Here is a 23674-nt window from a genome sequence, read left to right on the forward strand (position 1 = left end):
CCGTTGGCAATGCACGGCAGATCGGTCGTGACCGCGGAATGCCCTGGAAGGACATTGCCGCAATGCCGGCCCGAAGGAGGTGGTCCCCGGCGGCTCACGGACTGGATGATCACGCCCCTTTTTCAGAGGCGCGGCCATGCTACTTGGAAGCGTCGTTCGGCATTCTGACGAATTCTGAGAGGGCGCGCGATCACGCCATCGGGCCGCTAGCATCACTGAATCTGCAAACCGTGGCCACGCCACACACGGGAGTCAAACGAATGGGTACATGGTCCACGGCAGGCTTCGGCAACGACGAGGCACTCGATTGGCTGGCTGAGCTGCAGGAAGCCGATGACGCGCTCGCATTCATCCAGGAGACGCTGGATTCAGGTTCGACGGAAGGCACCGTCGCTGCGGGCGAAGTGCTGGCACTGCTCGCCGGGCAAGGCAGCGCCGATGCGCACCCGGACGCGGTCGACTGGTGCGCCGGCAAGGCCGCCCCGCCCGCCGCCTTGCGCCATGCCGCCGCCGACGCCCTGCAGGCCATCCTCGACGACCCCGATGCCGACGGACACGACACCTGGGCCGAGCTGGGCGAGGACGACGAGGACTACCTCGCGTGGCTCGCGAACCTGAAAAGCCTGCAGGCCCGGCTGCGCAGCTGAGCCCCCTGAACGCCGCGGACGTTCCGATGAAAAATTGCGCCGTGTTACGTAACGAGCGGCGACAGCTGCCTCTTTTGCACCATGGGGTCGATGAGGCCATTCGCACAAAAGTCTTTTCGAATCAACGAGATACGGCGTTTACGGCCACGCGCTGACGGCTGAAAGCAAAGGCGGCACGCATGTTGCCCTCTGTAGTCATTTATTTGACGAGGAGGCCGCATGACCACCACCGTATCGCCGATCGCTTCGATCCCCGCCGCCGCCGAAAACGGCGCTCCCGTGGTGCTTGCGCAGGCCAGCGTCACGCCCCTGGGCCCCGTCGGGTCGGCCCCCATGGCCGCGCCCGCCGCGCCGACCAGCCTGGGCACGCTGTCCAACGCCACTCCCGGCACGGTCGTCATGCGCGACGGACTGCGGATGCCGGTGGACGGCAACCAGACCCTCATTGCAGGCGACCGCGTGATCGTGCCCGACGGCGGGCAGGCCAACGTGCTGTTCCCCGGCTCGGCCACCAACAAGGCGCCGCTGTCCGGTGTGTTCGCCAGCGGCACCGACGCCACCATCACCTCGACCAAGCTGTCCAGCGGACTGGAGCAGGTGAACGTCGACGTGGCCTCGGGCAACCTCGATGTCACCTCGCCCGACAGCGACGCGGAAGCCGCAGCGCTCGCCGTGAGCAAGAAGACCGCGGCCGGCAGCGGCATCGGCCTGGGTGAATTCGCACTCGGCGCGCTGGGCGCCATCGGCCTGGGCGCCGCACTGAGCGGTGGTGGTGGCGGTGACGGCGGCGGGTTCCCGCTGTTCGTCTCGGGCATCGGCGACAGCGATGCGGACGCCGATTCGGACACCGACGCCGATGCAGACTCGGATGCCGACGCGGATGCAGACGCCGACAGCGACGCGGATGCGGATGCCGATGCCGACTCGGATGCAGACGCTGATGCGGACGCGGATGCCGATGCGGATGCCGATGCCGACGCAGATCACCTGCTCGATCCGGGCGACGGCCTCGCGGGCCATCTGCTCGGCGCACTCGACAACGCCCTCGGCCTGGGCGGCGCAAGCAACCCAGCGGCGCGCGGCGCGTCCGACTCGTCGGGCACGCTCGGTTCCTTGATGCCCGTGGCCGACGGCCTCACCGACCTCGTCGACGACCTGCTCTCGCCGGTCACCGGCGAGGAGTTCCGGCCCGACGATCCGAACGAATTCGAGGCCGTGGACAACGCGGTCGAGAACATCGCCATCCACGTCGGCGGCGTGCTGACCCCGGTGGTCGACGGCCTGCTCGGCAACGGATTGACCGATGCGCTGGTCGGCTCGCTGATCGGCCAGGTCGACTACCTGACCGACGCGCTGGGCAACGCGCTCGAGAACGTGCTGGGCAGCGAAGGCCTGCTTGGCGGCATCACCGTTCCGCTGGGCCTGGACGGCCTCGTGGACGACCTGCTCGGCACCGATGGCGTCGTCGGCCAGGTGCTCGACGGGCTGCTGGGTGATGGCAGCCTGCTGGGCAGCGTGCTCGGCGAAGACGGTTTGATCGGACAACTGCTGGGAGACGACGGCCTGCTGGGCGGTGTGCTGGGCGACGGTGGCTTGCTGGGTGGCGTGCTCGGTGGCGACGGCGGCCTGCTCGGTGGCGTGCTGGGTGACGATGGCCTGTTGGGCGGCTTGCTCGGTGGCGACGGTGGCTTGCTCGGCGGTGTGCTGGGTGACGACGGCCTGCTGGGTGGCGTGCTCGGTGGCGACGGTGGTCTGCTGGGCGGCTTGCTGGGCGGCGAAGGTGGCCTGCTCGGCGGTGTGCTCGGTGACGACGGTCTGCTGGGCGGCGTCCTTGGTGGCGAAGGCGGCTTGCTGGGTGGAGTGCTGGGTGACGATGGCCTGTTGGGTGGTCTGCTCGGTGGCGACGGCGGCTTGCTCGGCGGCGTGCTGGGTGGCGACGGCGGCTTGCTCGGCGGCGTCCTGGGTGACGATGGCCTGCTGGGCGGCTTGCTCGGTGGCGACGGCGGCCTGCTCGGCGGTGTGCTGGGCGACGGCGGCCTGGTCAACGGCCTGCTCGGCGACGAAGGCATCCTGGGCGGCGTGCTCGGTGGCGACGGCGCGCTGTCCGGCCTGCTCGGCAGCGAAGGCCTCACCGGCGGACTGCTCGGCGGCGACGGGCTCGTGGACAGCCTGCTCGGCCCGGACGGCGCGGTCGGCTCCCTGCTGAGCGCCACCCCGCTGGCCGGCCTGCTCGGCGGCGAAGACGGCTTGCTGAGCGGCGTGCTGGGCGATGACGGCCTTCTGGGCGGGCTCCTTGGCGACGACGGTCTGCTAGGCGGTGTTCTCGGCGACGACGGCATCCTCGGTGCCGAAGGCCCGGTCGGCGGTCTGCTGGGTGGCGTCCTCGGCGGCGACGGCGGTGGCCTGCTCGGCGGTGTGCTGGGTGACGACGGTCTGCTGGGTGGTTTGCTCGGCGGTGACGGTGGTCTCCTGGGTGGATTGCTGGGTGATGACGGTTTGCTGGGCGGTGTCCTCGGTGGCGACGGTGGCCTGCTTGGCGGCGTGTTGGGTGACGATGGCCTGCTGGGTGGCGTCCTCGGCGGTGACGGTGGCCTGCTCGGCGGCGTGCTGGGTGACGACGGTCTGCTGGGTGGCGTCCTCGGCGGCGACGGCGGTTTGCTCGGCGGCGTGCTCGGCGACGACGGCCTTCTGGGCGGCGTCCTCGGCGGTGACGGCGGTCTGCTCGGCGGCGTGCTGGGCGACGACGGCCTGCTGGGTGGCGTTCTCGGCGGTGACGGTGGCCTGCTCGGCGGCGTTCTCGGTGAAGATGGCGTGCTGGGCGGCGTCCTCGGTGGCGGCGAAGGCGGCTTGCTCGGTGGCATCGTCGGCGAAGACGGCCTCGTGGGCAGCCTGCTCGGCGGCCTGCTCGGAGGCAAGAGCCCCGTCGCGGACATCCTGGAGCCGGTGTCGTCGGTGCTCGGCCATGCAAGCGATGCCGTGGCACCGGTCGCGGCCGGGGCCACGCAGGCCGCATCCGGCGCCGCAGTGCCTGCGGCCGACATCCTGGCCGGCGCCAGCTCGGCGGTCGCCCCGGTGGTCGCGGAAGTGGTGAACACCGTCGAGCACGCGGTCACGCCGCTGGTGTGCGAGGTCGTGGCCCCGATCACCAGCCTGCTCGACCACAGCGGCACAGGCTCCGCGCTGGCGCCCGTGACGAACATCCTGCACGGCCTGCTGGGCTGACCGAAGGCGGGAGCGGCCGGCAACGGCCCTCCCCTTCACACGCTTTCTCACGCACCGCAGGCGCGGCGCCCGCTCCGGCGCGCCGCGCCTTCGCATGCCTGCCGTGCACAATTGGCGCTCCCCCGAGCCCCTTTGCCCCACGCCGCGCATGCAAATCCACGAACTGAAACGACGACTCCGCGAGGCCGGGGCCGGCCCGAGCCACGAGCAGCGCATCCTGCGGCTGTGGTCGCATGCGCTGCCACGCAACAGCGGCAGGCGCCTGCCGGCCACCTTCTTCCCGTCGTCGCTGATGGACGCCCTGCCGGCCATCGAAGCCGAACTGGCGGGCCTGGCGCGCATCCATGCGGTTCACCCCGGCGCCGACGGCTCCGAGCGATTGCTCGTTGCGCTGGCCGACGGCCAGACAGTGGAAAGCGTGCTGCTGCCACGCGACGGGCTGTGCGTCTCGTCGCAGGTCGGCTGCGCCGTCGGGTGCCAGTTCTGCATGACGGGCCGCGACGGCCTGCTGCGCCAGGTCGAAAGCGCCGAGATCATTGCGCAGGTCGCGCTCGCGCGCCTGCGCCGGCCGGTGCGCAAGGTGGTGTTCATGGGCATGGGCGAGCCGGCGCACAACCTGGACAACGTGATCGAGGCGATCGAGCTGCTCGGCACGGTCGGCAACATCGGCCACAAGAACCTGGTGTTCTCCACCGTCGGCGATCCGCGCGTGTTCGAGCGGCTGCTGCAGGCGCGCGTGCGGCCCGCACTGGCGCTCTCGCTGCACACGACCAATGCCGAGCTGCGCAAGAAGCTCCTGCCGCGCGCGCCGAACCTGACGCCCGAAGCCCTCATCGACGCAGGCGAGCGCTATGCCCGCGCCACCGGCTACCCCATCCAGTACCAGTGGACGCTGCTCGAAGGCGTGAACGACGGGCCCGAGGAAGTCGAGGGCATTGTGCGGCTGCTGTCGGGCAAGTACGGCGTGCTGAACATGATCCCGTTCAACACGGTGGACGGCGTGGCCTTCGGCCGCCCGTCGCGCGAGCGCTGCGAACAGATGGCCCGCACGCTGCACGAGCGCGGCATCCTCACGAAGCTGCGCTACTCGGCCGGCCAGGACGTCGATGGCGGCTGCGGCCAGCTGCGGGCGCGCGCGGCCGAGGTGCGGGTGACGGTGCCGATCCGCCGCGCCGACGAGCGGCTCAGCTGAGCGAATCCATCCAGTCCCACACCGCGCCGGGCGCCTCGACCATCACGTTGTGGCCGTGCGGGCCCAGGTCGCGGGCTTCGGGGTCGAGGGAGCGGGTCTGTTCGAGGGTGACCAACGCATCGTGGCGGCCCTGCCCGAGGTGAATCGGGCAGCGCGCCAGTCCGACGAGTTCGGACAACGGCGGCTTGCCCACGGCATTGGCGCGCGGGTCCATGGCGAGGCGCCATCCCTCGCCATCTTGCGCAACGCCGCGCGCCACGACGGGCGCCGCTGCATCGACGATCCCCGCGAGACCGGAGACTTTCAGATAGCGGTCGCGAGCCTCTTCTTCCGTAGCGAACTTCTTCGCGGGCTGCGTCGCCAGCGTCTCCATGCGGCGGACCTCTTCATCGCTCCACGCGACCTTGATGCCGGCCGCGAACACCGCGTGCGGCACGACGCCGAACCATCCCGTCGCGAGAGCCAGGCCGATCACACCGCCCAGCGAATGTCCGAGCACCACGAGTCGGCCTTCGGGCTGCAGATGCGGCAGCACCGCACGCGCCACGGTCGCCGCGTGCTGACCGATGGCGTAAGAGGTCTGTCGGTCCGATGTGCCATGCCCAGGCAGGTCGAGCGCCAGCCAACGGCCGCGCCATCGCGCACCGGCCTGCGCACACAGCGGCGCCCACACCGCGCCTGTCGCGCCCATGCCGTGCAGCAGCACCAGCAGGTCCGGGCCTTCGCCGCCTTGTTCCGTGTACATGTCCGTGGTCTCCTGGCACTTTCGATGGCGCGAGAATACCCGGCGACGCCCCGAAAAGGGCCCGATCGGCACCCGCTGCCGCAAGACAGCGCGGGGCCTTGTCCGGCCCCGTTTGCGCGGAATGGCTGACGCGCCGTACCCTGTGGTCCGGGGCATGCTTGGCGTTGTTTTCCCCCCGTCTCCCCGACGCTTCTCTTTTCCCTTTTCCTCCAAAGGCTTTCGCCGCCCCTCAAGAACCCATGCTTGATCGCCGATCCTTCCTCGCCGCCGGCAGTGCCGCCGCCGCACTCGCTGCCCTGGGACTGCCCGAAGAGGCGCTGGCCGCCAACGGCCTGCAACTGAGCCAGCCGGCGCCCTTCTCCTTCGATGCGCTCGTCGCGCAGGCCAAGCGCCTGGCCGCCCGCCCCTACACCGCCGCCGCGCCGCTGGCGCCGCAGGTGCTGGAGCGCATCGACTACGACGCGCACGGCAAGATCCGCTTCGACCCCGCCAACGCCCTCTTCCGCGACGGGCCCGGCGCCTTTCCGGTCACCTTCTTCCACCTCGGCCGCTTCTTCCAGACCCCGGTGCGCATACACGTGCTGGAGAACGCCGGTGGCGACAGCTTTGCCCGCGAGGTGCTCTACAGCCCGTCGTACTTCTCGATGCCCCCCGACAGCCCCGCGCGCGCGCTGCCCGAAGGCGCCGGCTTCGCGGGCTTTCGCCTGCAGGAAAGCCGCCTGGGCGACCAGGGCAAGCTCGACTGGCAGAAGAACGACTGGGTCGCCTTTCTCGGCGCCTCGTACTTCCGCGCCATCGGCGAGCTTTATCAGTACGGCCTGTCGGCACGCGGCATCGCGCTCGACGTGGCTGTGCCCGACAAGCCCGAGGAGTTTCCGAACTTCACGCGCTTTTATTTCGAGACACCCGCTGCGGGCAACACCACCTCGATGACCGTCTACGCGCTGCTCGAAGGTCCGAGCGTCACGGGCGTGTTCAAGTTCGTCATGCAGCGCGGCAAGGCCGTGATCATGGACATCGACGCGCGCGTGTTCCTGCGCCGCGACGTGTCGCGCCTGGGCCTGGTGCCGCTCACGTCGATGTACTGGTACTCGGAGACCATCAAGCCCACCGCGATCGACTGGCGCCCCGAGGTGCACGACTCCGACGGCCTCGCGATCTGGAACGGCGCGGGCGAGCGCATCTGGCGCCCGCTCAACAACCCCACGCAGACGCGCGCCTCCGCGTTCGCCGACACCAAACCGCGTGGCTTCGGCCTGCTGCAGCGCGACCGCAACTTCGACCACTACCAGGACGGCGTCAACTACGAGAAGCGTCCCAGCCTGTGGATCGAACCGCTGGGCGACTGGGGCGAAGGCTCGGTGCAACTCATCGAGATCCCGACCGACGACGAGATCCACGACAACACTGTCGCCTTCTGGGTGCCGAAGGCCGATGCAAAAGCCGGGGCAAGCTACAGCCTGCAATACCGGCTGCACTGGACCGACCAGGAGCCCTTTCCGTCACCCCTCGCACGCTGCGTCGCCACCCGCATCGGCCGCGGCGGCCAACCGGGCCAACCGCGCCCGCAGGGCGTGCGCAAGTTCATGGTGGAGTTCATCGGGCAGCCGCTCACCACGGTGCCCTTCGGTGTGAAGCCCGAACTGATGCTCACCGCGCCGCGCGGCAAGTTCTCCTACGTCTTCGCCGAAGCCGTGCCCAACGGCGTGCCGGGCCACTGGCGCGCGCAGTTCGACTTCACGCCCGAAGGCACGGAGCCGGTCGACATGCGGCTGTATCTGAAGAACGGGGACCAGACGTTGACGGAGACCTGGCTGTACCAGTACCAGCCAGGGTGATCGGAAGCGGCTGCTTCTTGCAGCCTCCTCAGTTGATTCGCGCGTTCGTCAGTTGCATGTCTTCGAACTGACTGCCGGTGAAGTCGACCTGCTCGCCCTGCAGGCCGGTCGCGCTCACCTGCGTGCCTCGGCATTCGAGCAACTTCAAACGCGACCACTGGCTCGCATCGAAATTCAGCGCGGTCCAGTTGCACCGAGTGAAGGTGCAACCGCTGAGCGTGCTGGCCTTCAACTGTGAGGCGCTGAAAGTGCAGTCGACGAAGGTGCATCCGCTGATCGCGATCCGTGCCATGTCGCACTGGCTGAAGGTGCAACCGCTGAACTGGCATGCGGTCCAGATGGCGTCTTGAAAAGTGGTTGATGTGAAGCTGCTGCCACCGAAGGTGCTCGACGAGAAGGTGATCAGGTTGAGGTCGAGGCCGGCGTAGGCATTGCCGTCGCTCTGGCCGGAAAGACCCGCCGGTGCACCGCCGGCGCCCTTTCGCCATTTGTCGTGGTCCTCGATGATTTGTTTAGCGCTCATGGCGCACCTCGACAAATCCGACCGCACATGAGGGCAACACGCAGCCCGGCAACATCAGAGTGGTGGTGCTATTGATTTGAAGCGTGCGCGTCGGCGCAGCACGGAGTGCGGACATGTGTTCCTCCCAGAAGCCGCCCCTGTGGATCAGGAGTCAGGCCGCGGATTGTGGGAGGCCCATGCGCACAAAAACAGGGGGAAAGAATCGGGCAACTATTGCGTGGCGAGCAGCGTGATGAACTGCACGCACCGCCCATTGCCCAAGCCGGCTCCAACCGGCCGCGACCACTACTTCTTCGTGACCGACACCAACTCCACTTCGAAATTCAACGTCGCATTCGGCGGAATCACACCACCCGCACCGCGCGCGCCGTAGGCAATCGACGGCGGGCAGGTCAGCTTCGCCTTTCCACCCGGCTTCATCTTCTGCACGCCTTCGGTCCAGCACGGGATCACGCCGTTGAGTGGGAACTCGGTGGGTTCGCCGCGCTTGTACGAGCTGTCGAACTCCTTGCCGCTGTCGGGGAAGGTGCCGCGGTAGTGCACCTTGACCACGTCGGTGGCGGCGGGCGATGCGCCGGCGCCTTCCTTGAGCGACTGGTAGATCAGGCCGCTGGGCGTGGTCACGGCGGCGGATTGCGCAAAGGCTGCGGGAATGGCGAAGACGGACACGAGCGCGGCACAGAAAAATGACTTCACGAAACACCTCGGTGGTTGAAAAGCTGCCGATTATGGACAGCCCCCGTGAAGCCCCTGTACGCCGATGTATCCGATGGAACGGCCCTTGCTTTGGGACAGACGCACTGTCACCATCCGCAAAGAGAGGAAGCCCCCATGCGCTCCAGCGACGCTTCGCCGGCCCCCGCCGTCGGCACCGGCCATCTCAAGAAAGTCCTCGGTCCCGTCCAGTTGTGGGGCATCGCCGTCGGCCTCGTCATTTCGGGTGAGTACTTTGGTTGGAGCTACGGCTGGAACACGGCCGGCACGCTCGGCTTCCTGGTCGCCACGGTGCTGGTGGCGACGATGTACACGACCTTCATCTTCAGCTTCACCGAGCTCTCGACCGCCATCCCGCATGCGGGCGGCCCCTTCGCCTATGCGCGGCGCGCCTTCGGGCCGCGCGGCGGTTTCGTGGCGGGTTTTGCGACGCTGATCGAATTCGTCTTCGCGCCGCCGGCCATCGCACTGGCGATCGGCGCCTATCTCAACGTGCAGTTCCCGGGCATCAACCCGAAGTGGTTCGCGGTCGGGGCCTACGTGGTCTTCATCGGGTTGAACTGGATCGGCATCGGCATCGCGGCGGCGTTCGAGCTGTTCGTCACGGTGCTCGCGATCTTCGAGCTGCTGGTGTTCATGGGCGTGGTCGCGCCGGGCTGGTCGATGGCCAATTTCGTCGCCAACGGATGGGCTGGCGGCAATGTGCTGAACGGCGCGGCGGTGTCGGGCATCTTCGCGTCGATCCCGTTCGCGATCTGGTTCTTCCTGGCCATCGAGGGCGCGGCCATGGCGGCCGAAGAGGCGCGCGATCCGCACCGCACGATTCCGCTGGCCTACACCACCGGCATCGTCACGCTGGTGCTGCTGGCCTTCGGCGTGATGATCTTCGCGGGCGGCGTGGGCGACTGGCGCCAGCTCGCGAACATCAACGACCCGCTGCCGCAAGCGATGAAGGCGGTGGTGGGTGCCAACAGCGGATGGCTGCACATGCTGGTGTGGATCGGCCTGTTCGGACTCATCGCCTCGTTCCACGGCATCCTCATGGGCTACTCGCGCCAGATCTTCGCGCTTGCCCGCGCCGGCTACCTGCCGAGCTACTTCGCCGGCCTAAGCCCGCGCTTCGACACGCCGCACCGCGCGCTGCTGGCCGGAGGCGTGATCGGCATTGCCGCCATCTTCAGCGACGAGTGGGTGCAGTTCGGCGGACAGACGCTCACGGCCAACATCGTCACCATGGCCGTGTTGGGCGCGATCGTGATGTACCTGGTCTCGATGGCCGCGCTGTTCAAGTTGCGGCGCACCGAACCCGACCTGCTGCGCACCTACCGTGCGCCCTTCTACCCCGTGTTCCCGGCCGTCGCACTCGGCCTGGGCCTGGTGTGCCTGGGCGCGATGGTCTGGTTCAACACCATGCTGACGGTGCTCTTCCTCCTGCTGATGGCGGCCGCCTACGGCTACTTCCTGCTCACCTCGGCGCAGCGCGACGCCGCCGCGCCGGACGAGATGCTGTCGTCCACGCCCTGAAAAAGATCCAACGACACGATGCGCTACCGCACCACCATCGCCGGCCAGGGCTTCACCTTCGACGATCTGCGACAGGTGCTCGCCTGCGCCAGCCCCGCGCGCTCGGGCGACTACCTTGCGGGCCTCGGCGCAGCGACCGCGCAGCAACGCATGGCGGCGCGCCACGTGCTGGCCGACACGCCGCTCAAGCAGTTCCTCACCGAGGCGCTGATTCCCTACGAGCAGGACAACATCACGCGGCTGATCATCGACACGCACGATGCGCAGGCCTTCGCACCGGTCGCGCACCTCACGGTCGGCGACTTCCGCAACTGGCTGCTGTCGGAACAAGCCACCACAGAGGCACTCGCCGCACTGGCACCTGGCCTCACGCCCGAGATGGTCGCGGCCGTGTCCAAGCTCATGCGCAACCAGGACCTGGTCGCGGTCGCGAAGAAGTGCCACGTCGTCACGCGCTTTCGCGACACCATCGGCCTGCCCGGCCACCTGGCCGTGCGCCTGCAGCCCAACCACCCCACCGACGACCTGCGCGGCGTGGCCGCCTCCACGCTCGACGGCCTGCTCTACGGCGCGGGCGACGCGGTGATCGGCATCAACCCCGTCTCCGACAGCCTGCCGGTGCTCGGGCGCCTGTTGCAGATGCTCGACGAGGTGATCCAGCGTTTCGAGATCCCCACGCAAAGCTGCGTGCTCACGCACGTGACCAACACGCTGAAGCTCGCCGAGGCCGGCGCGCCGGTGGACCTCGTGTTCCAGTCGATCGCGGGCACCGAGAAAGCGAATCTCTCGTTCGGCGTGACGCCCGCTTTGCTCGACGAGGCCCACGCCGCCGCGCAGTCGCTTGCGCGCGGCACCGTCGGCAACAACCTCATGTACTTCGAGACCGGCCAGGGCAGCGCGCTCTCGGCCAACGCCCACTTCGGCGTCGACCAGCAGACCTGCGAGGTGCGCGCCTATGCGCTGGCGCGGCGCTACCAGCCGCTGCTCATCAACACCGTGGTCGGCTTCATCGGCCCCGAGTACTTGTACGACGGCAAGCAGATCATCCGGGCCGGGCTTGAAGACCACTTCAGCGGCAAGCTGATGGGCCTGCCGATCGGCTGCGACATCTGCTACACCAACCACGCCGAAGCCGACCAGGACGACATGGACACGCTGCTCGTGCTGCTGGGCACGGCGGGCATCAACTTCATCATGGGCATCCCGGGCGCGGACGACGTGATGCTCAACTACCAGAGCACCTCGTTCCACGACGCCCTCTTCCTGCGCGAGACGCTGGGCCTGAAGCGCGCGCCCGAGTTCGAGGCCTGGCTGCAGCGCATGCAGATCACCGACACCGCCGGCCGGCTCGCACCGCCCTCGGCCAACCGGCTGCTGCGCGACATGGGCGGGCTGTCCGCGCTGGCGCCATGAGCGATTCACCCGTCACCCCCAACCCCTGGGCGCAATGGCGCGCCGCCACGCCCGCGCGGCTCGCACTGGGCCGCGCGGGCGCCGGCATGCCCACCGACGAAACGCTGCGCTTCGGCTGGGCCCACGCGATGGCACGCGACGCGATCCATGCGGCGCTCGACGTCGACGCACTCGATGCCGCACTGCGCGCCGACCGATGGGACGTGAGCCGCGTGCGCAGCCGCGCCCCCGACCGCACTACCTACCTGCGCCGCCCCGACCTGGGTCGCCAGCTCGATGCGCAAGACGCCGCGCGCCTGCGCGACGATCGGCCTGCGGGCGGCTGCGACGTCTGCCTGGTGATCGGCGACGGCCTCTCCTCGCTCGCCGTCGCCCGCCACGCCGTGCCGCTGCTCGCGGCGCTGCGCCCGCAATTGCCGCCCGGCACGCGCCTGTCACCCGTGTTCATCGCCACCCAGGCGCGCGTGGCGCTGGCCGACGAACTGGGCGAAGCGGTCGGTGCGGCGCTGTCGGTCATGCTGATCGGCGAACGCCCGGGCCTGAGCTCACCCGACAGCCTCGGCATCTACCTGACCCATTCGCCACGCCGCGGCCGGCACGACGCCGAACGCAACTGCATCTCGAACGTGCGGCCCGAGGGGCTGTCGTACGCGCAGGCGGCCTTCAAGCTTGCGTGGCTGCTGCGCGAGTCGCTGCGTCGGGGGCTGAGCGGCGTGGGGCTCAAGGACGAGAGCGACCTGGCGGTGCTGGCTGCAGGCCCGCACGCCGTTGCCTATGATCCCGGGACCGATCCCCAGGAGACAAGCAGATGACCGCCCCCCGCTACCCCCTCGCCGAACTGAAAGACCTGCCCGACGACATCCGCACCGCGATTCTTGCCGTGCAGGAAAAGGCCGGCTTCGTGCCCAACGTGTTCCTCGGCCTTGCGCGCCGCCCTGCCGAGTGGCGGGCCTTCTTCGCGTACCACGACGCGCTGATGCTCAAGGAAGAAGGCTCGCTCACCAAGGGCGATCGCGAGATGATCGTCACCGCCACCAGCGCGGTCAATCAATGCCTGTACTGCGTGGTGGCGCACGGCGCACTGTTGCGCATCTACGAGAAGAAACCGCTGGTGGCCGACCAGGTGGCGGTGAACTACCGCAAGGCCGACATCACGCAGCGCCAGCGCGCGATGCTCGACTTTGCGATGAAGGTCTGCGAACGCTCGCACGAGATCGACGACCGCGACTTCGGGCCGTTGCACGCGCACGGCTTCGACGACGAGGACATCTGGGACATCGCGGCCATCACCGCCTTCTTCGGCCTGAGCAACCGCCTGGCCAGCTTCAGCGGCATGCAGCCGAATCCGGAGTTCTTCCTGATGGGCCGGCTGCCGCGCGAGAAGAAGTAAGACGCTGCGGCAGCGAGCTCAGCTCTTGCCGCGGCAGGAAGCCAGCGCGTCGAGCGCGGGCTTGTAGGTGGGCGTGGTCACGTCCATGAGGCCCAGCACCGTGTGATAGAGGTTGTCGTGCGTGAGCGGCGCGTCCAGGCCCGCTTCCATGCACGAACGCGAGAGCTTGCGGCGCTCGCTCATGCCGTCGCCGAACCAGGTGACCATGGGCACGTGCTTCTGCGCATCGGGCGCGAAGCTGTAGGGCACACCGTGCAGGAACAGCCCGTACTCGCCCAGCGACTCGCCGTGGTCGCTGATGTAGAGCAGTGCCGGGTCGTACTGCTTGGACTGGGTCTGGAGCCAGTCGATGGTCTGACCGAGGAAGTGGTCGGTCTGGGCGATCGAGTTGTCGTAGACGTTCATCAGCTCGGCATGCGCGCACTCGGCCAGCGCGTTGGTCTTGCACTCGGGCGTGAAGCGCTTCAGCTCGGGCGACGAACGCTTGTAGTAGGCCGGGCCGTGGCTGCCCATCTGGTGCATCACGAGCACGACGCCCTTGGCGCGGCGCTCGGCGGGCAGCGCGGCGATGCGTTCATCCAGGCCCTTGAGCATCACGTTGTCGAGGCATTCGTCGCCGTCGCACAGCGCTTTCTTGGTGGCGGCGTCGAGACCGTCGAAGGCCGAGGCGTTCGGGATGCGCGCGCACACGCCCTTGCAGCCAGCCTGGTTGTCGAGCCAGAACACGGCCAGGCCCGAGGCCTGCAGCACGTCCATGAGGTTTTCGTATTCGTCCTTGCGCGACTCGTAACCGTCCTTGCCCAGCGGCGAGAACATGCACGGCACCGATGCCAGCGTGTTGGTGCCGCACGAGCGCACCTCGCGGTAGCTCAGCACCTTGCGCTTGGCCAGGTCGGGCGTGGTGTCGCGGGCGTAGCCGTTCAGGCCGAAGTGGTCGGCGCGCGCGGTCTCGCCCACCACCACGATGAACAGCGGCGGCCGCGCCTGACCCGCGTAGCTCGCGCCGAGCGCGGTGCCGGCGGTGATGGGAATCAGCTTGCTGCTGCGCTTGAACATCGGGCGCAGCACCACGGCGCTGGCCGAGTACAGGCTGGCGATCGGGTTCATCATGTAGCGCAGGTGCACGTTGTTGCGCATGAGCGGCGCGAGCTGGCGGTTCATGGCCACGGCCGTGCCCACGGCCACGATGGCGGCCAGCGCCAGCAGCAGCGCGTTGCGCCAGAAATGCGACAGCAGCCCCATCCGCACGATGCGCACGCGCCAGATCGCCCAGGCCGCGGGCAGCACCACCACGAGCACGTTGAAGGCCATGCGCCAGCTCAGCAGGTCGCGCGCTTCGTTGGGGTCGGTCTGGAACGCGTTCGCGATCATGCTCGGGTCCATCACCACGCGGTACTGGAGCATGTAGTGCTGCGCCACCGCGGCAATGACGACCACGGCCAGCCACAGCGGCTTCATCCAGCGCGACCAGGCGGTGAGCGACAGCATCGCGACGGTGCCGCAGAAGGTGAGCATCCCCAACCCGGCGACGGTCGGCATGTAGGTGCTGGGCGCGCCGCCCAGGCGGGCCAGGTCGTTCAGCAGCGGCCAGTTGGCCGTGAGGCCGAGGTACACGCTGAGCCAGACGATCACCTGCCGGGTCGAGCGGGGCCGCGCGATCCAGCGATCGAAGCGTGCCCACAAGGAGTCGGAAGTGCTGCGCGCGTCGGGAGACGCAGACGAGGAGTTTTCAGACAGGAGATGGCCCGGCACAGGCGCGGACTCTATACGCGAAAGAGACATGCGCCAAATGTAAAAAGCGCATCTGAAGGGAGCCTGAACCGACGTCCCCGCCTCAGGGAAAAATCAAACCTAGATGCCGCGCCGGGCTCGCGCGCGCCAACGGGCCTGGCGAGCCCAGCGCGACGCATGCAACGACCGCGCGAACGGCCGGATCGCGCCGACGTTCGCCACGGCCATCGACACCAGCGCACCGAGGACCGCGGCCCCGGCAATGTCGGACGGAAAGTGCAGGCCCAGGTACAGCCGGCTCCATGCCACCAGCGCCGCCATCGCGAGCGCGGCGCACGCCGGCGCGCGCCACGGCAAGCACCACAGCAGCGAAAAGGCCGCAGCAAATGTGCCGGCCGCATGCAGGCTCGGAAAGCCCGGCCGCACGCCCTGCGGCACCCACTGGATGCCCAGCCCGTAGAACGCGGGCCGCGGGAACGGCAGCGCCGAGCGGAACACGTTCACCACCAGCCACACCACGAGCACGCTGACCAGCGCGGTGAAGAAGGCGTGGCGCCAGCGGCGGTCAAAGGCGGCCGCCAGCGCGATCGACAGCGCCAGCAGCGTCGGCAGCACATTCGAGGCGAACACCGCGAACCGGATGCTCCACGCCGGCGCCGAGGCGGCGGCGTTGATCCAGCCGAACAGCGCGAAATCAAGGGCTTGCATGCAGCGGCGCGGTGCGCTCGATGGGAGGGACAGTCCGGCGGCGCGCCGCCACCAGATCGATGAGAAGGCCGACGCTCCAGCAGACCCAGGCGGTCCACAGCGTGTGGCTCATGTAGTGCGCGCCGCGCATCTGCTGCGCCACGCCGAGCACGAGGCCGGCGACCAGCGCCACGCACAGCCACACGACGGCCCCGCGCGGCGCCACGCGCCGCAGTACGAAATACCCGCCGAGGTAGGCAAAGGCGGCCGAGGCATGGCCGGCCGGAAAGCAGCCGCCCGGCCCGCCGTCGTCCTGGCCCCAGGCCCAGTGCGACACGTAGCGCGCCGCGCCGCCGAACTCCTTCAGGTCCCAGGGGCAGCTGGTGTCACTCGCATGCTTGATCAGGCTCACGGCCAGCACCGAGGCCAGCACGGTCAGCGCCAACTGCACGCGGGCGCCCGTGTCCAGGCGCCGCAGCACGCCCACGGGCCAGCGGATGGCGGCGAACAGGCCGAACACCAGCAGCCAGCTGAGGTTTCTCGCGCCCTCGTGCATCACGTGCACCAGGAAAGGGTTCTCGCGCCAGGGAAAGCCCATCGGTGTGCCGGCCAGGCGGGCCAGCGGCAGGTCGCCGCCAAGGGCGTCCCAGATCATCAGCAGGGCCAGGGCAAGCAAGGTCAGGGCTCCGAGACGGAGATTCGGGGTACGGGTCATGAAGAAGAAACAGGCCTCGGAACAGACTGGCGCGAGCCTACGCACGCGGGATGAACCCAGTCTGAAGGGACCTGAACGATTCCTGACTCGGTTTCCCGGCCAGGGGGCGGCGCTATAGACTTCGAGTTTTTGTAAGGGCCACCGCGTGCGAATCTTGCTGGTCGAAGATGACAGTTCGTTGGCAGACGCGGTCTGCAGTTACCTGGTCGCCAAGGCGTTCGTCGTCGACGTGGCCCCCAGCCTGGCCGAGGCGCGCGGCGCCCTCCTTTCCGTTCAGTACGCGGCGGTGTTGCTCGACCTGCATCTGGGCGACGGCGACGGCCTCTCGCTGCTGCCACAGGTGCGCGCGCTGCGCGAGCCGCCCATCGTCATCGTGCTCACGGCCCGCGACCAGGTCACCGACCGCATCCGCGGGCTCGATGCCGGCGCCGACGACTACCTCATCAAGCCCTACGACCCGGCCGAGCTGCTGGCGCGGCTGCGCGCCGTGGAACGCCGGCGCAGCGCCAACACCTCGCCGGTGCTGCAGCTGGGCACGCTGGAGATCGACCTGGCGCACGACCGCGTGCGCAAGGACGGCGTGCCCGTCGTGCTCACGCAGAAGGAATGGGCGCTGCTGCGCGTGATGGCCACGCGGCCCGAGCGCATCCACACGCGCGACAACCTGGCCGACGCGCTCTACGGGTTCGGCGACGAGGCTGACAGCAACACGCTCGAGGTGTTCATCAGCCGCCTGCGGCGCAAGCTCGGGCGCAGCCACATCCAGACGCTGCGCGGCCTGGGCTACCGGCTGTCGTTCTCGGCGGACGACGAGGAATGATGAGCGGCTCTTTGCTGCGCGACCGCCGCGACTCGCTGGCCGGGCGCCTCACCCGCACGCTGATCCTGTGGGTCGGCGGCGTGTGGCTGCTGTGCGTGTTCGCCGTGGTCTGGTACGTGGACCGCGAGATCAACCACAACTTCGACAACGAGCTGGTGGAGGTGTCGCACCGCATGTTCGACATGGCGGTGCAGGAGCTCGACAAACTGAAGCAGCATCACGAGAACGGCGCGCAGGACGCACCGCTGATCGCGCCCAAGCAGCTGTTCTCCGAAGACGCCGTGATGTACCAGGTGGTCGACGTGCACGAGCATGTGCTGCTGCGCTCGGCCGAGGCGCCCGACGACGCTTTCGACGTGCCGCTGGCCGCCGGCTTCGCCAACAACCAGACCTGGCGCATCTACACCGTGCGTCACCCGACGCTGGGCCTGTACTTCCAGGTGGCCGACCCGCTGGACGAACGCCGCCGCGCGCTGAACCGCACGCTGTTCGGCCTGATCATCCCGCTCGGCGCGGTGCTGCCGCTGCTGGCGCTGGTGCTGCGCCGGGTGGCGCGCACCGAGCTGCACGTGCTGCAGCAACTGGCCGGCGAGATCGAGAAGCGCAACGGCGCCGACCTGCGCCCGATCACCCTGCCCGGCCTGCCGAAGGAACTGCGCGCGGTGGGCGACCATGTCAACCGTCTGCTGCAGCGGCTGTCGCAGTCGCTCGACGTGGAGCGCGCGCTGGCCGCCAACGCCGCGCACGAGCTGCGCACGCCGCTGGCCGCCGCGCGCCTGCGCCTGCAGACCGCGCTCGACCACGACCTGAAGCGCGCCGACGTCGAAGGCGCGCTGCAGGCGCTGCAGATGCTGAGCCACCGCGCCGAAAAGCTGCTGCAGCTGTCGCGCGCCGAATCGGGCGCCTCGCTCACGCGGGCGCGGGTCGACCTGGTGCAGCTGGCGGGCACGGTGGCCCAGGAGTTCTGGCAAGACCCGCACATCAACGAGCGCCTGAAACTCAAGGTGCCCGACAGCGCCGCGCCCGTGGCCTTCGGTGACGTCGACGCGCTGGCCATCGCGCTGCGCAACCTCGTGGAGAACGCGCTGCGCTACGGCGGTGGAGGCCGCGTGACGATCGAAGTGGCGGCGCCCTGCGTGCTCGCGGTGCGCGATGCCGGCCCCGGTGTCAGCCCCGAACAGCTGCAGTCGCTGCACCAGCGCCATGTGCGCCACAACTCGGACCGCGCCGGCTACGGCCTGGGCATGTCGATCGTGGGCACCATCGTCGAGAAGCACAACGCGACGCTGGAGCTCGCCTCGCCGCCGCCCGGCATGGCGCGCGGCTTCGAGGCGCGCATCGTGTTGCGGCCGGCCTGAGCCTTTTGCGTCGACGCGTCAGCGCGTCTTCAGTCGCTGACGACCTCGCGCAGCCAGTCAGGCAGCGCCAGCGCCTTCTGCTTCGGAAAATCGACCCAGATGGTGGTGGCGCCGCCGGCCGCGCAGAGCACGTCAGGCGCGTCCTCGCGGACCATCGTGGCCCAGCTTTCGAAGGTGGTGCGCCCCGGGTCGCTCACGTACATCTTGATCCGCACGTTGCCCGGGTACTCGATCTGCCGGTAGAAGTTGCAGAAGGCGTTGACGATCACCATGCCCTCGCCGCCCGGCGTGGGCTCGATGCCGAGCGAGCGGATCCAGTCGATGCGCGCCGTCTCGAGGTAGCGAAAGTAGGTGCCGTTGTTCAGGTGGCCCATGGCGTCCATGTCGCCCCAGCGGATGGGGATCGACATTTCGTACACGAGCTTCTTCTTTTCGGGGATTTCGATTCTCATCGGTGGGCCTTGATGGATGCGAGGATGCCCAGGACGAACAGCGCCGCTGCCACCCATTCGGTGGCCTGCGGCCAGCGGCCGTCCCAGAGGAAGGAATAAAGCAAGGCGAACAGCGTCTCGCTCACGATCAGTTGGCCGCACAGGCTGGCCGAGAGGCGCTGGCTTGCGACGTTCCAGAGAATGGTCGCGAGCCACGACGAGCCGAAGCCGCTCGCCAGCGCGATCCAGATGAACAGCATGCCGTCGGGCTGCGACTGCAGCGTGGCCACATCGCTGCCCGCCACCGCCCACAGCAGCAAGGCGCCCAGACCGGTCGCAATGCCCAGCCAGTTGGCCCAGTCGGCCGCACGCACCTCGCGGTGCCGTTGCAGCCAGGCGGCGTTGAGCAGGCCGTAGACCGTCCAGCTCACCATCGAACACAGCGCCAGCGCAATGCCCCAGCCGAAGCGCGCGCCGCCGCCCCCACCGCCCGCACCGTGCTGCGCCGACCACGCGCCCCAGATCATCAGCGCGATGCCCGTGCCCGTGAGCAGCAGGCCGGGCAGCAAGGCCCGCATGTGCAGGCCCGCGGGCCGGCCCAGCAGCATCATCCAGACGGGAATCGTGCCGATGATGAGGCTGGGCACCTCGGTGCCCGCCGCCGCGATGCCGAAGGCCAGCAGCAGGTAGTAGCCGCTGAAGCCCAGCACGCTCAGGCCGAGCGCCGCGAGCGCCTGCCGGCCCGTGGGCCAGCGCACGGCCGCGGGCCGCGCGAACACCGCCAGCGCAGACACCGCACCGAACACCGCGAAGCGCGCCGCCGTGATGTCGACCATGCCGAAGTGACCGACCATGCGCGGCGCCACGAACACCAGGCCCCAGAGCGCACCTGCGCCCAGCCCGGCTGCGATGCCGATCCAGGCCCGCGGAGTCAGATCGCGAACCCGTCGTCGGCGGCGATGACCGCGCCGTTCACGAAATGGCTCTCGCCACTGGCCAGCAGCACGATCAGGCCGTCGAGGTCTTCGGGCTTGCCCACGCGCTTGCGCGGCAGCATGTTGACCAGCTTGGCGCCGCCCTCGGTGCTCCAGTGTTCCTCATTGAGCTCGGTCGTGATGTAGCCCGGGCACAGCGCGTTCACGTTGATGCCGAAGCGGCCCCACTCCAGCGCCATGGCCTTGGTCATCTGCACCACGGCGATCTTGCTCATGCAGTAGGTGCCGATCTGCGGCATGACCTTCAGCGCCGCCGCCGAGGCGATGTTGATGATGCGCCCGCCGATGTAGGTGCCCGGCGCCGTGCCCTGGGCGCGCGCCAGCATGCGCTTGCCCACCTCTTGCGCGACGAAGAAGGAGCCCTTCACGTTGGTGTCGAAGATGTAGTCGTAATCGTCGGGCGTGACGTCCTGCAGGCGCTGCGTGGCGCTCACGCCCGAGTTGTTGACCAGGATGTCGATGGGCCCCACTTCGGTCTCGGCGCGCGCCACGGCGGCCTTGATGCTGCCGATGTCGGTCACGTCGAGCTCGACCACGTGGGCGTCGTGGCCCTCGCCTTCGATGCGTGCGCGCAACTCCTTGAGCTTCTCGACGCGGCGGCTGGCCAGCACCACGGCGGCGCCGGCACGGGCCAGCGTTTTCGCGAACTGGGCGCCCAGTCCGCTGGAGGCGCCGGTGACGAAAGCCACGCGGCCGGAGAGATCGATGCTGTAAGCCATGAGCTGAATCCTGTGGAGTCGCGCAGGTGACGCAGGGTGCCTCGCCTGCGGGCGACAAGGCCACCGCCGGACGCCGCATAAAATGCCCGGCGAACCGGGACGCCCCCGCGCCTCTAAAAATCATTATCGACCCAACCCACATGACGCACGACGAAATCCTCGCCCAGTTCGGCCCTCGCGAAGCCATGGAATACGACGTGGTCGTGGTCGGCGGCGGCCCCGCCGGCCTCTCGACCGCGATCCGCCTCAAGCAGCTCGCCGCCCAGCAGGAGAAGGAAATCTCCGTCGTGGTGCTCGAGAAGGGTTCGGAGCCCGGCGCGCACATCCTGTCGGGCGCCATCATGGACCCGCGCGCGCTCAACGAACTGCTGCCCGACTGGCAGGAACTCGGCGCGCCGCTGAACCAGCCCGTGACCGACGACGCCATGGTGTTCCTGAGCGAAAAGTCGGGCCTGCGCACGCCCAACGCCTTCCTGCCGGCTTGCTTCCAGAACCACGGCAACTACATCATCAGCCTGGGCGCCTTCACCAAGTGGCTGGCGCAGCAGGCCGAGAACCTGGGCGTGGAAATCTTCCCCGGCTTCCCGGCCGCCGAAGTGCTCTACAACGAGAACGGCTCGGTGCGCGGCGTGGCCACCGGCAACATGGGCGTGGGCAAGGACGGCGAACCGACCGAGAACTTCCAGCTCGGCATGGAACTGCTGGGCAAGTACACGGTGTTCGCCGAAGGCGCGCGCGGCCACCTGGGCCGCCAGCTGATCGCCAAGTTCAAGCTTGACGAAGGCCGCGACCCGCAGACCTACGGCCTGGGCGTCAAGGAAGTCTGGGAAATCGATCCCAAGCGCCACCAGCCCGGCTTCGTGCTGCACACGGCCGGCTGGCCGATGGACAACAACACCTACGGCGGCGCGTTCCTCTATCACATGGAGGACAACAAGGTCACGATGGGCTTCATCACGGGCCTAGACTACAGCAACCCCTACCTGAGCCCGTTCGAGGAAATGCAGCGCTGGAAGCTGCACCCCAACATCCGCTGGTACCTCGAGGGCGACGAAGCCAAGGGCATCAAGCCCGCCAAGCGCATCGGCTACGGCGCGCGCGCCATCACGGCCGGCGGCCTGATGTCGCTGCCCAAGACGGTGTTCCCGGGCGGCGCGCTGGTCGGCTGCGAGGCCGGCTATCTGAACGTGAGCCGCATCAAGGGCAGCCACGCCGCCATCAAGACCGGCATGCTGTGCGCCGAAGCCGCCTTCGACGCGGTCATGGCCGGCCGCCAGCACGACGAACTCACGGCCTACCCGGCGGCGTTCGAGAAGAGCTGGCTCTACACCGAGCTGAACAAGGCGCGCAACTTCAAGGCCTGGTTCAAGAAGGGCCTGGGCATCGCCACGGTCATGAACGGCGTCGAGCAGTGGCTGCTCAAGGGCCACATCCCATGGACCCTGCGCCGCAACAAGCCCGACCACCAGTACCTGAAGCCGGCCGCCGAGTGCAAGCCCATCGTCTATCCGAAACCGGACGGCAAGCTCACCTTCGACCGCCTCTCCAGCGTGTTCATCAGCAACACGAACCATGAAGAGCAGCAGCCCGCCCACCTGACGCTGAAGGACGCGTCGGTGCCGGTCAACGTCAACCTCGCCAAGTTCGCCGGCCCCGAAAGCCGCTACTGCCCGGCCGGCGTGTACGAGTTCGTGCCCGACGAAGCCAGCGCCGGCAAGGAGCGCCTGCAGATCAACGCGCAGAACTGCGTGCACTGCAAGACCTGCGACATCAAGGACCCGACGCAGAACATCGTCTGGGTCACGCCCGAAGGCGGCGGCGGCCCGAACTACGTGGGCATGTAAGCCCCGCAGCATCGATGCATGAAAGCCCTCTTCGGAGGGCTTTTTTCATGGCGCTTCAGGCGAGGTACGCGGCAACCTCGTCGGGCGTGAGGAAGTGCACCAGCGACACCTGCGGGTTCTGCTCGGCGTGCAGCACGTGGGTGAATCCGGTCCAGCCGCGCGCGGGCTTGTCGTCCGTCTCCAGCGCGACGAGCACCAGCCGCCCCTGCCGGCGCGCGTTCTCGCGCAGCGTGCCCTCCCCCCAGGACCACGCCATGCGGTCCACCAGCTCGCCCTGTGCGAAGGCCGTCGCCTGCAGCCAGAGGAAGGCGGCAGCATCGCTGTCCGCGTCGCGGCGTGTGCGCGGCGGCTGCCGGAGGCCCAGCGTCTGGGCGTGCGTTTCCATCAGGTCCTGCAGCAGCGAGAAGGCGTGGAAGTTGTTGTTGATGCCCTGGGCGCGAACGACCATGCCCGCACGCGACGCCGGCAGCAGGACCACCAGTTCGTCCTCGTACGACAGCTGGGCCGCGGCGCGCAGGAAGTGCAAGGCCTCGAAGGGCAGCGAGTCGTTGGCGTACATCGCCTCGACGTGCGCGAGCAGGCCTGCATCCGCCACCAGCGACTGGTGGTTGCGCACATCGCGCACCACCATGGTCATGAGCGGCAGCACCAGCAGGTCGACCGCGCGCTGCAGCGCATCGACCTCGAAACGGGCCGGCGGCGACAGGGCCGCGAGCGCCGCTTCGGCGGCCTGCCAGGCGGCGAGTTCTGCCTTGTCCTGCGGTTCCTCGTCGTCTTCGTCGGGTTCGTACGGCTGCGCCGCGCAGTAAGGCGCCAGCGACGCCAGCAGGCGCCCCGCCAGCTGCCGCACGGCGTCGAACATGAGCTGCGGGTCGGCGCCGTTCTCGACCAGCGCGCCGCAGAACACCGCCAGCAACGCGGCCCGGTGCGGATGCAGCTCGCCGAGCTGCGCGACGGCGGCCCGCAGCACCTCGTCCTTCGCCGAGCCCTCCACCACCTCGAAGTAGAGCCCACGGACCTCCGGCCGCTTGAAGAAAGAGGCCTGGGTGTCGAGGTCGGCGTCCTGCAGCACAGGCAAACGCAGGGTGGCGAGGAGATCGGGGGGCAGCATGGGCATCCGCAAATTGTGCGATACCACCGACGCTATCCTCGCGACACAAGGACAC

Annotated in this window: 21 protein-coding genes; 11 read left to right on the top strand and 10 right to left on the bottom strand. The window is 68.7% G+C overall.

Annotated features, from left to right (window positions below):
• The first annotated feature begins 260 nt into the window (after window positions 1-260).
• The 3 genes from AC07Q9_RS12825 to AC07Q9_RS12835 all read left to right on the top strand — a co-directional run bounded on the left by AC07Q9_RS12825 (window position 261) and on the right by AC07Q9_RS12835 (window position 5061).
• Complete coding sequence (locus AC07Q9_RS12825; RefSeq protein WP_495309784.1) at window positions 261-647, top strand: DUF4259 domain-containing protein; 387 nt, start codon at window positions 261-263, stop codon at window positions 645-647.
• A 219-nt stretch (window positions 648-866) separates the two neighbouring features.
• A complete protein-coding gene (locus AC07Q9_RS12830) occupies window positions 867-3869 on the top strand; it encodes a hypothetical protein (protein WP_495309786.1) in 3003 nt (1000 codons plus the stop codon).
• A 148-nt stretch (window positions 3870-4017) separates the two neighbouring features.
• A complete protein-coding gene (locus tag AC07Q9_RS12835) occupies window positions 4018-5061 on the top strand; it encodes an RNA methyltransferase (RefSeq protein ID WP_495309788.1) in 1044 nt (347 codons plus the stop codon).
• On the opposite strand, the gene AC07Q9_RS12840 is transcribed toward AC07Q9_RS12835, so the two are convergent.
• Window positions 5054-5806 (bottom strand): alpha/beta fold hydrolase, encoded by a 753-nt coding sequence (locus AC07Q9_RS12840; RefSeq protein ID WP_495309790.1) that lies wholly within the window; start codon window positions 5804-5806, stop codon window positions 5054-5056. The genes AC07Q9_RS12835 and AC07Q9_RS12840 overlap by 8 nt on opposite strands.
• Before the next feature lie 239 nt (window positions 5807-6045).
• Between AC07Q9_RS12840 and AC07Q9_RS12845 the strand changes: the two genes are divergently transcribed.
• Complete coding sequence (locus AC07Q9_RS12845) at window positions 6046-7644, top strand: OpgD/OpgG family glucan biosynthesis protein (protein ID WP_495309793.1); 1599 nt, start codon at window positions 6046-6048, stop codon at window positions 7642-7644.
• Window positions 7645-7672: 28 nt separating this feature from the next.
• On the opposite strand, the gene AC07Q9_RS12850 is transcribed toward AC07Q9_RS12845, so the two are convergent.
• Both AC07Q9_RS12850 and AC07Q9_RS12855 read right to left on the bottom strand, forming a co-directional pair.
• The gene (locus tag AC07Q9_RS12850; protein WP_495309794.1) at window positions 7673-8167 is read right to left on the bottom strand and encodes a pentapeptide repeat-containing protein; all 495 of its coding nucleotides are present in this window, start codon (window positions 8165-8167) and stop codon (window positions 7673-7675) included.
• Window positions 8168-8452: 285 nt separating this feature from the next.
• Complete coding sequence (locus AC07Q9_RS12855; protein ID WP_495309796.1) at window positions 8453-8863, bottom strand: FKBP-type peptidyl-prolyl cis-trans isomerase; 411 nt, start codon at window positions 8861-8863, stop codon at window positions 8453-8455.
• A gap of 135 nt (window positions 8864-8998) precedes the next feature.
• Between AC07Q9_RS12855 and eat the strand changes: the two genes are divergently transcribed.
• The 4 genes from eat to AC07Q9_RS12875 are packed head-to-tail and all read left to right on the top strand — an operon-like array spanning window position 8999 to window position 13208.
• Window positions 8999-10405: an ethanolamine permease gene (gene eat / locus AC07Q9_RS12860; protein ID WP_495309798.1), complete on the top strand. Its 1407-nt coding sequence runs from the start codon at window positions 8999-9001 to the stop codon at window positions 10403-10405.
• Window positions 10406-10423: 18 nt separating this feature from the next.
• A complete protein-coding gene (locus AC07Q9_RS12865; RefSeq protein WP_495309800.1) occupies window positions 10424-11818 on the top strand; it encodes an ethanolamine ammonia-lyase subunit EutB in 1395 nt (464 codons plus the stop codon).
• Window positions 11815-12630 (top strand): ethanolamine ammonia-lyase subunit EutC, encoded by an 816-nt coding sequence (gene eutC, locus AC07Q9_RS12870; RefSeq protein WP_495309803.1) that lies wholly within the window; start codon window positions 11815-11817, stop codon window positions 12628-12630. Before AC07Q9_RS12865 ends, eutC begins: the two co-directional genes overlap by 4 nt.
• A complete protein-coding gene (locus AC07Q9_RS12875) occupies window positions 12627-13208 on the top strand; it encodes a peroxidase-related enzyme (protein WP_099796473.1) in 582 nt (193 codons plus the stop codon). The genes eutC and AC07Q9_RS12875 overlap by 4 nt, the downstream gene beginning before the upstream one ends.
• Before the next feature lie 18 nt (window positions 13209-13226).
• Here AC07Q9_RS12875 and AC07Q9_RS12880 read toward each other — a convergent pair whose 3' ends face one another.
• The 3 genes from AC07Q9_RS12880 to AC07Q9_RS12890 all read right to left on the bottom strand — a co-directional run bounded on the left by AC07Q9_RS12880 (window position 13227) and on the right by AC07Q9_RS12890 (window position 16341).
• Window positions 13227-14990: a phosphoethanolamine transferase gene (locus AC07Q9_RS12880; RefSeq protein WP_495309805.1), complete on the bottom strand. Its 1764-nt coding sequence runs from the start codon at window positions 14988-14990 to the stop codon at window positions 13227-13229.
• 69 nt (window positions 14991-15059) lie between these two features.
• On the bottom strand, window positions 15060-15647 hold the full coding sequence (locus tag AC07Q9_RS12885; protein WP_495309808.1) for a phosphatase PAP2 family protein: 588 nt from the start codon (window positions 15645-15647) through the stop codon (window positions 15060-15062).
• Window positions 15634-16341 (bottom strand): phosphatase PAP2 family protein, encoded by a 708-nt coding sequence (locus tag AC07Q9_RS12890; protein WP_495309811.1) that lies wholly within the window; start codon window positions 16339-16341, stop codon window positions 15634-15636. Before AC07Q9_RS12890 ends, AC07Q9_RS12885 begins: the two co-directional genes overlap by 14 nt.
• 145 nt (window positions 16342-16486) lie before the next feature.
• Here AC07Q9_RS12890 and AC07Q9_RS12895 point away from each other — a divergent pair, with 145 nt between their 5' ends.
• On the top strand, window positions 16487-17161 hold the full coding sequence (locus tag AC07Q9_RS12895; protein ID WP_062474437.1) for a response regulator: 675 nt from the start codon (window positions 16487-16489) through the stop codon (window positions 17159-17161).
• Window positions 17161-18519 (top strand): sensor histidine kinase, encoded by a 1359-nt coding sequence (locus AC07Q9_RS12900; RefSeq protein WP_495309813.1) that lies wholly within the window; start codon window positions 17161-17163, stop codon window positions 18517-18519. Before AC07Q9_RS12895 ends, AC07Q9_RS12900 begins: the two co-directional genes overlap by 1 nt.
• Before the next feature lie 29 nt (window positions 18520-18548).
• Here AC07Q9_RS12900 and AC07Q9_RS12905 read toward each other — a convergent pair whose 3' ends face one another.
• The 3 genes from AC07Q9_RS12905 to AC07Q9_RS12915 all read right to left on the bottom strand — a co-directional run bounded on the left by AC07Q9_RS12905 (window position 18549) and on the right by AC07Q9_RS12915 (window position 20664).
• A complete protein-coding gene (locus AC07Q9_RS12905) occupies window positions 18549-18971 on the bottom strand; it encodes an acyl-CoA thioesterase (protein ID WP_495309815.1) in 423 nt (140 codons plus the stop codon).
• On the bottom strand, window positions 18968-19804 hold the full coding sequence (locus tag AC07Q9_RS12910) for a DMT family transporter (protein ID WP_495309817.1): 837 nt from the start codon (window positions 19802-19804) through the stop codon (window positions 18968-18970). Before AC07Q9_RS12910 ends, AC07Q9_RS12905 begins: the two co-directional genes overlap by 4 nt.
• A gap of 77 nt (window positions 19805-19881) precedes the next feature.
• The gene (locus AC07Q9_RS12915) at window positions 19882-20664 is read right to left on the bottom strand and encodes an SDR family oxidoreductase (RefSeq protein ID WP_489057206.1); all 783 of its coding nucleotides are present in this window, start codon (window positions 20662-20664) and stop codon (window positions 19882-19884) included.
• A 140-nt stretch (window positions 20665-20804) separates the two neighbouring features.
• On the opposite strand from AC07Q9_RS12915, the gene AC07Q9_RS12920 reads away from it, so the two are divergent.
• Window positions 20805-22508 (top strand): electron transfer flavoprotein-ubiquinone oxidoreductase, encoded by a 1704-nt coding sequence (locus tag AC07Q9_RS12920; RefSeq protein WP_489057207.1) that lies wholly within the window; start codon window positions 20805-20807, stop codon window positions 22506-22508.
• A 55-nt stretch (window positions 22509-22563) separates the two neighbouring features.
• Here the strand turns inward: AC07Q9_RS12920 and AC07Q9_RS12925 are convergent, their stop codons facing one another.
• The gene (locus tag AC07Q9_RS12925; RefSeq protein WP_495309819.1) at window positions 22564-23625 is read right to left on the bottom strand and encodes a hypothetical protein; all 1062 of its coding nucleotides are present in this window, start codon (window positions 23623-23625) and stop codon (window positions 22564-22566) included.
• Window positions 23626-23674: the final 49 nt, after the last annotated feature.

The sequence above is a fragment of the Variovorax sp. GW821-FHT09A10 genome, from assembly GCF_059418385.1.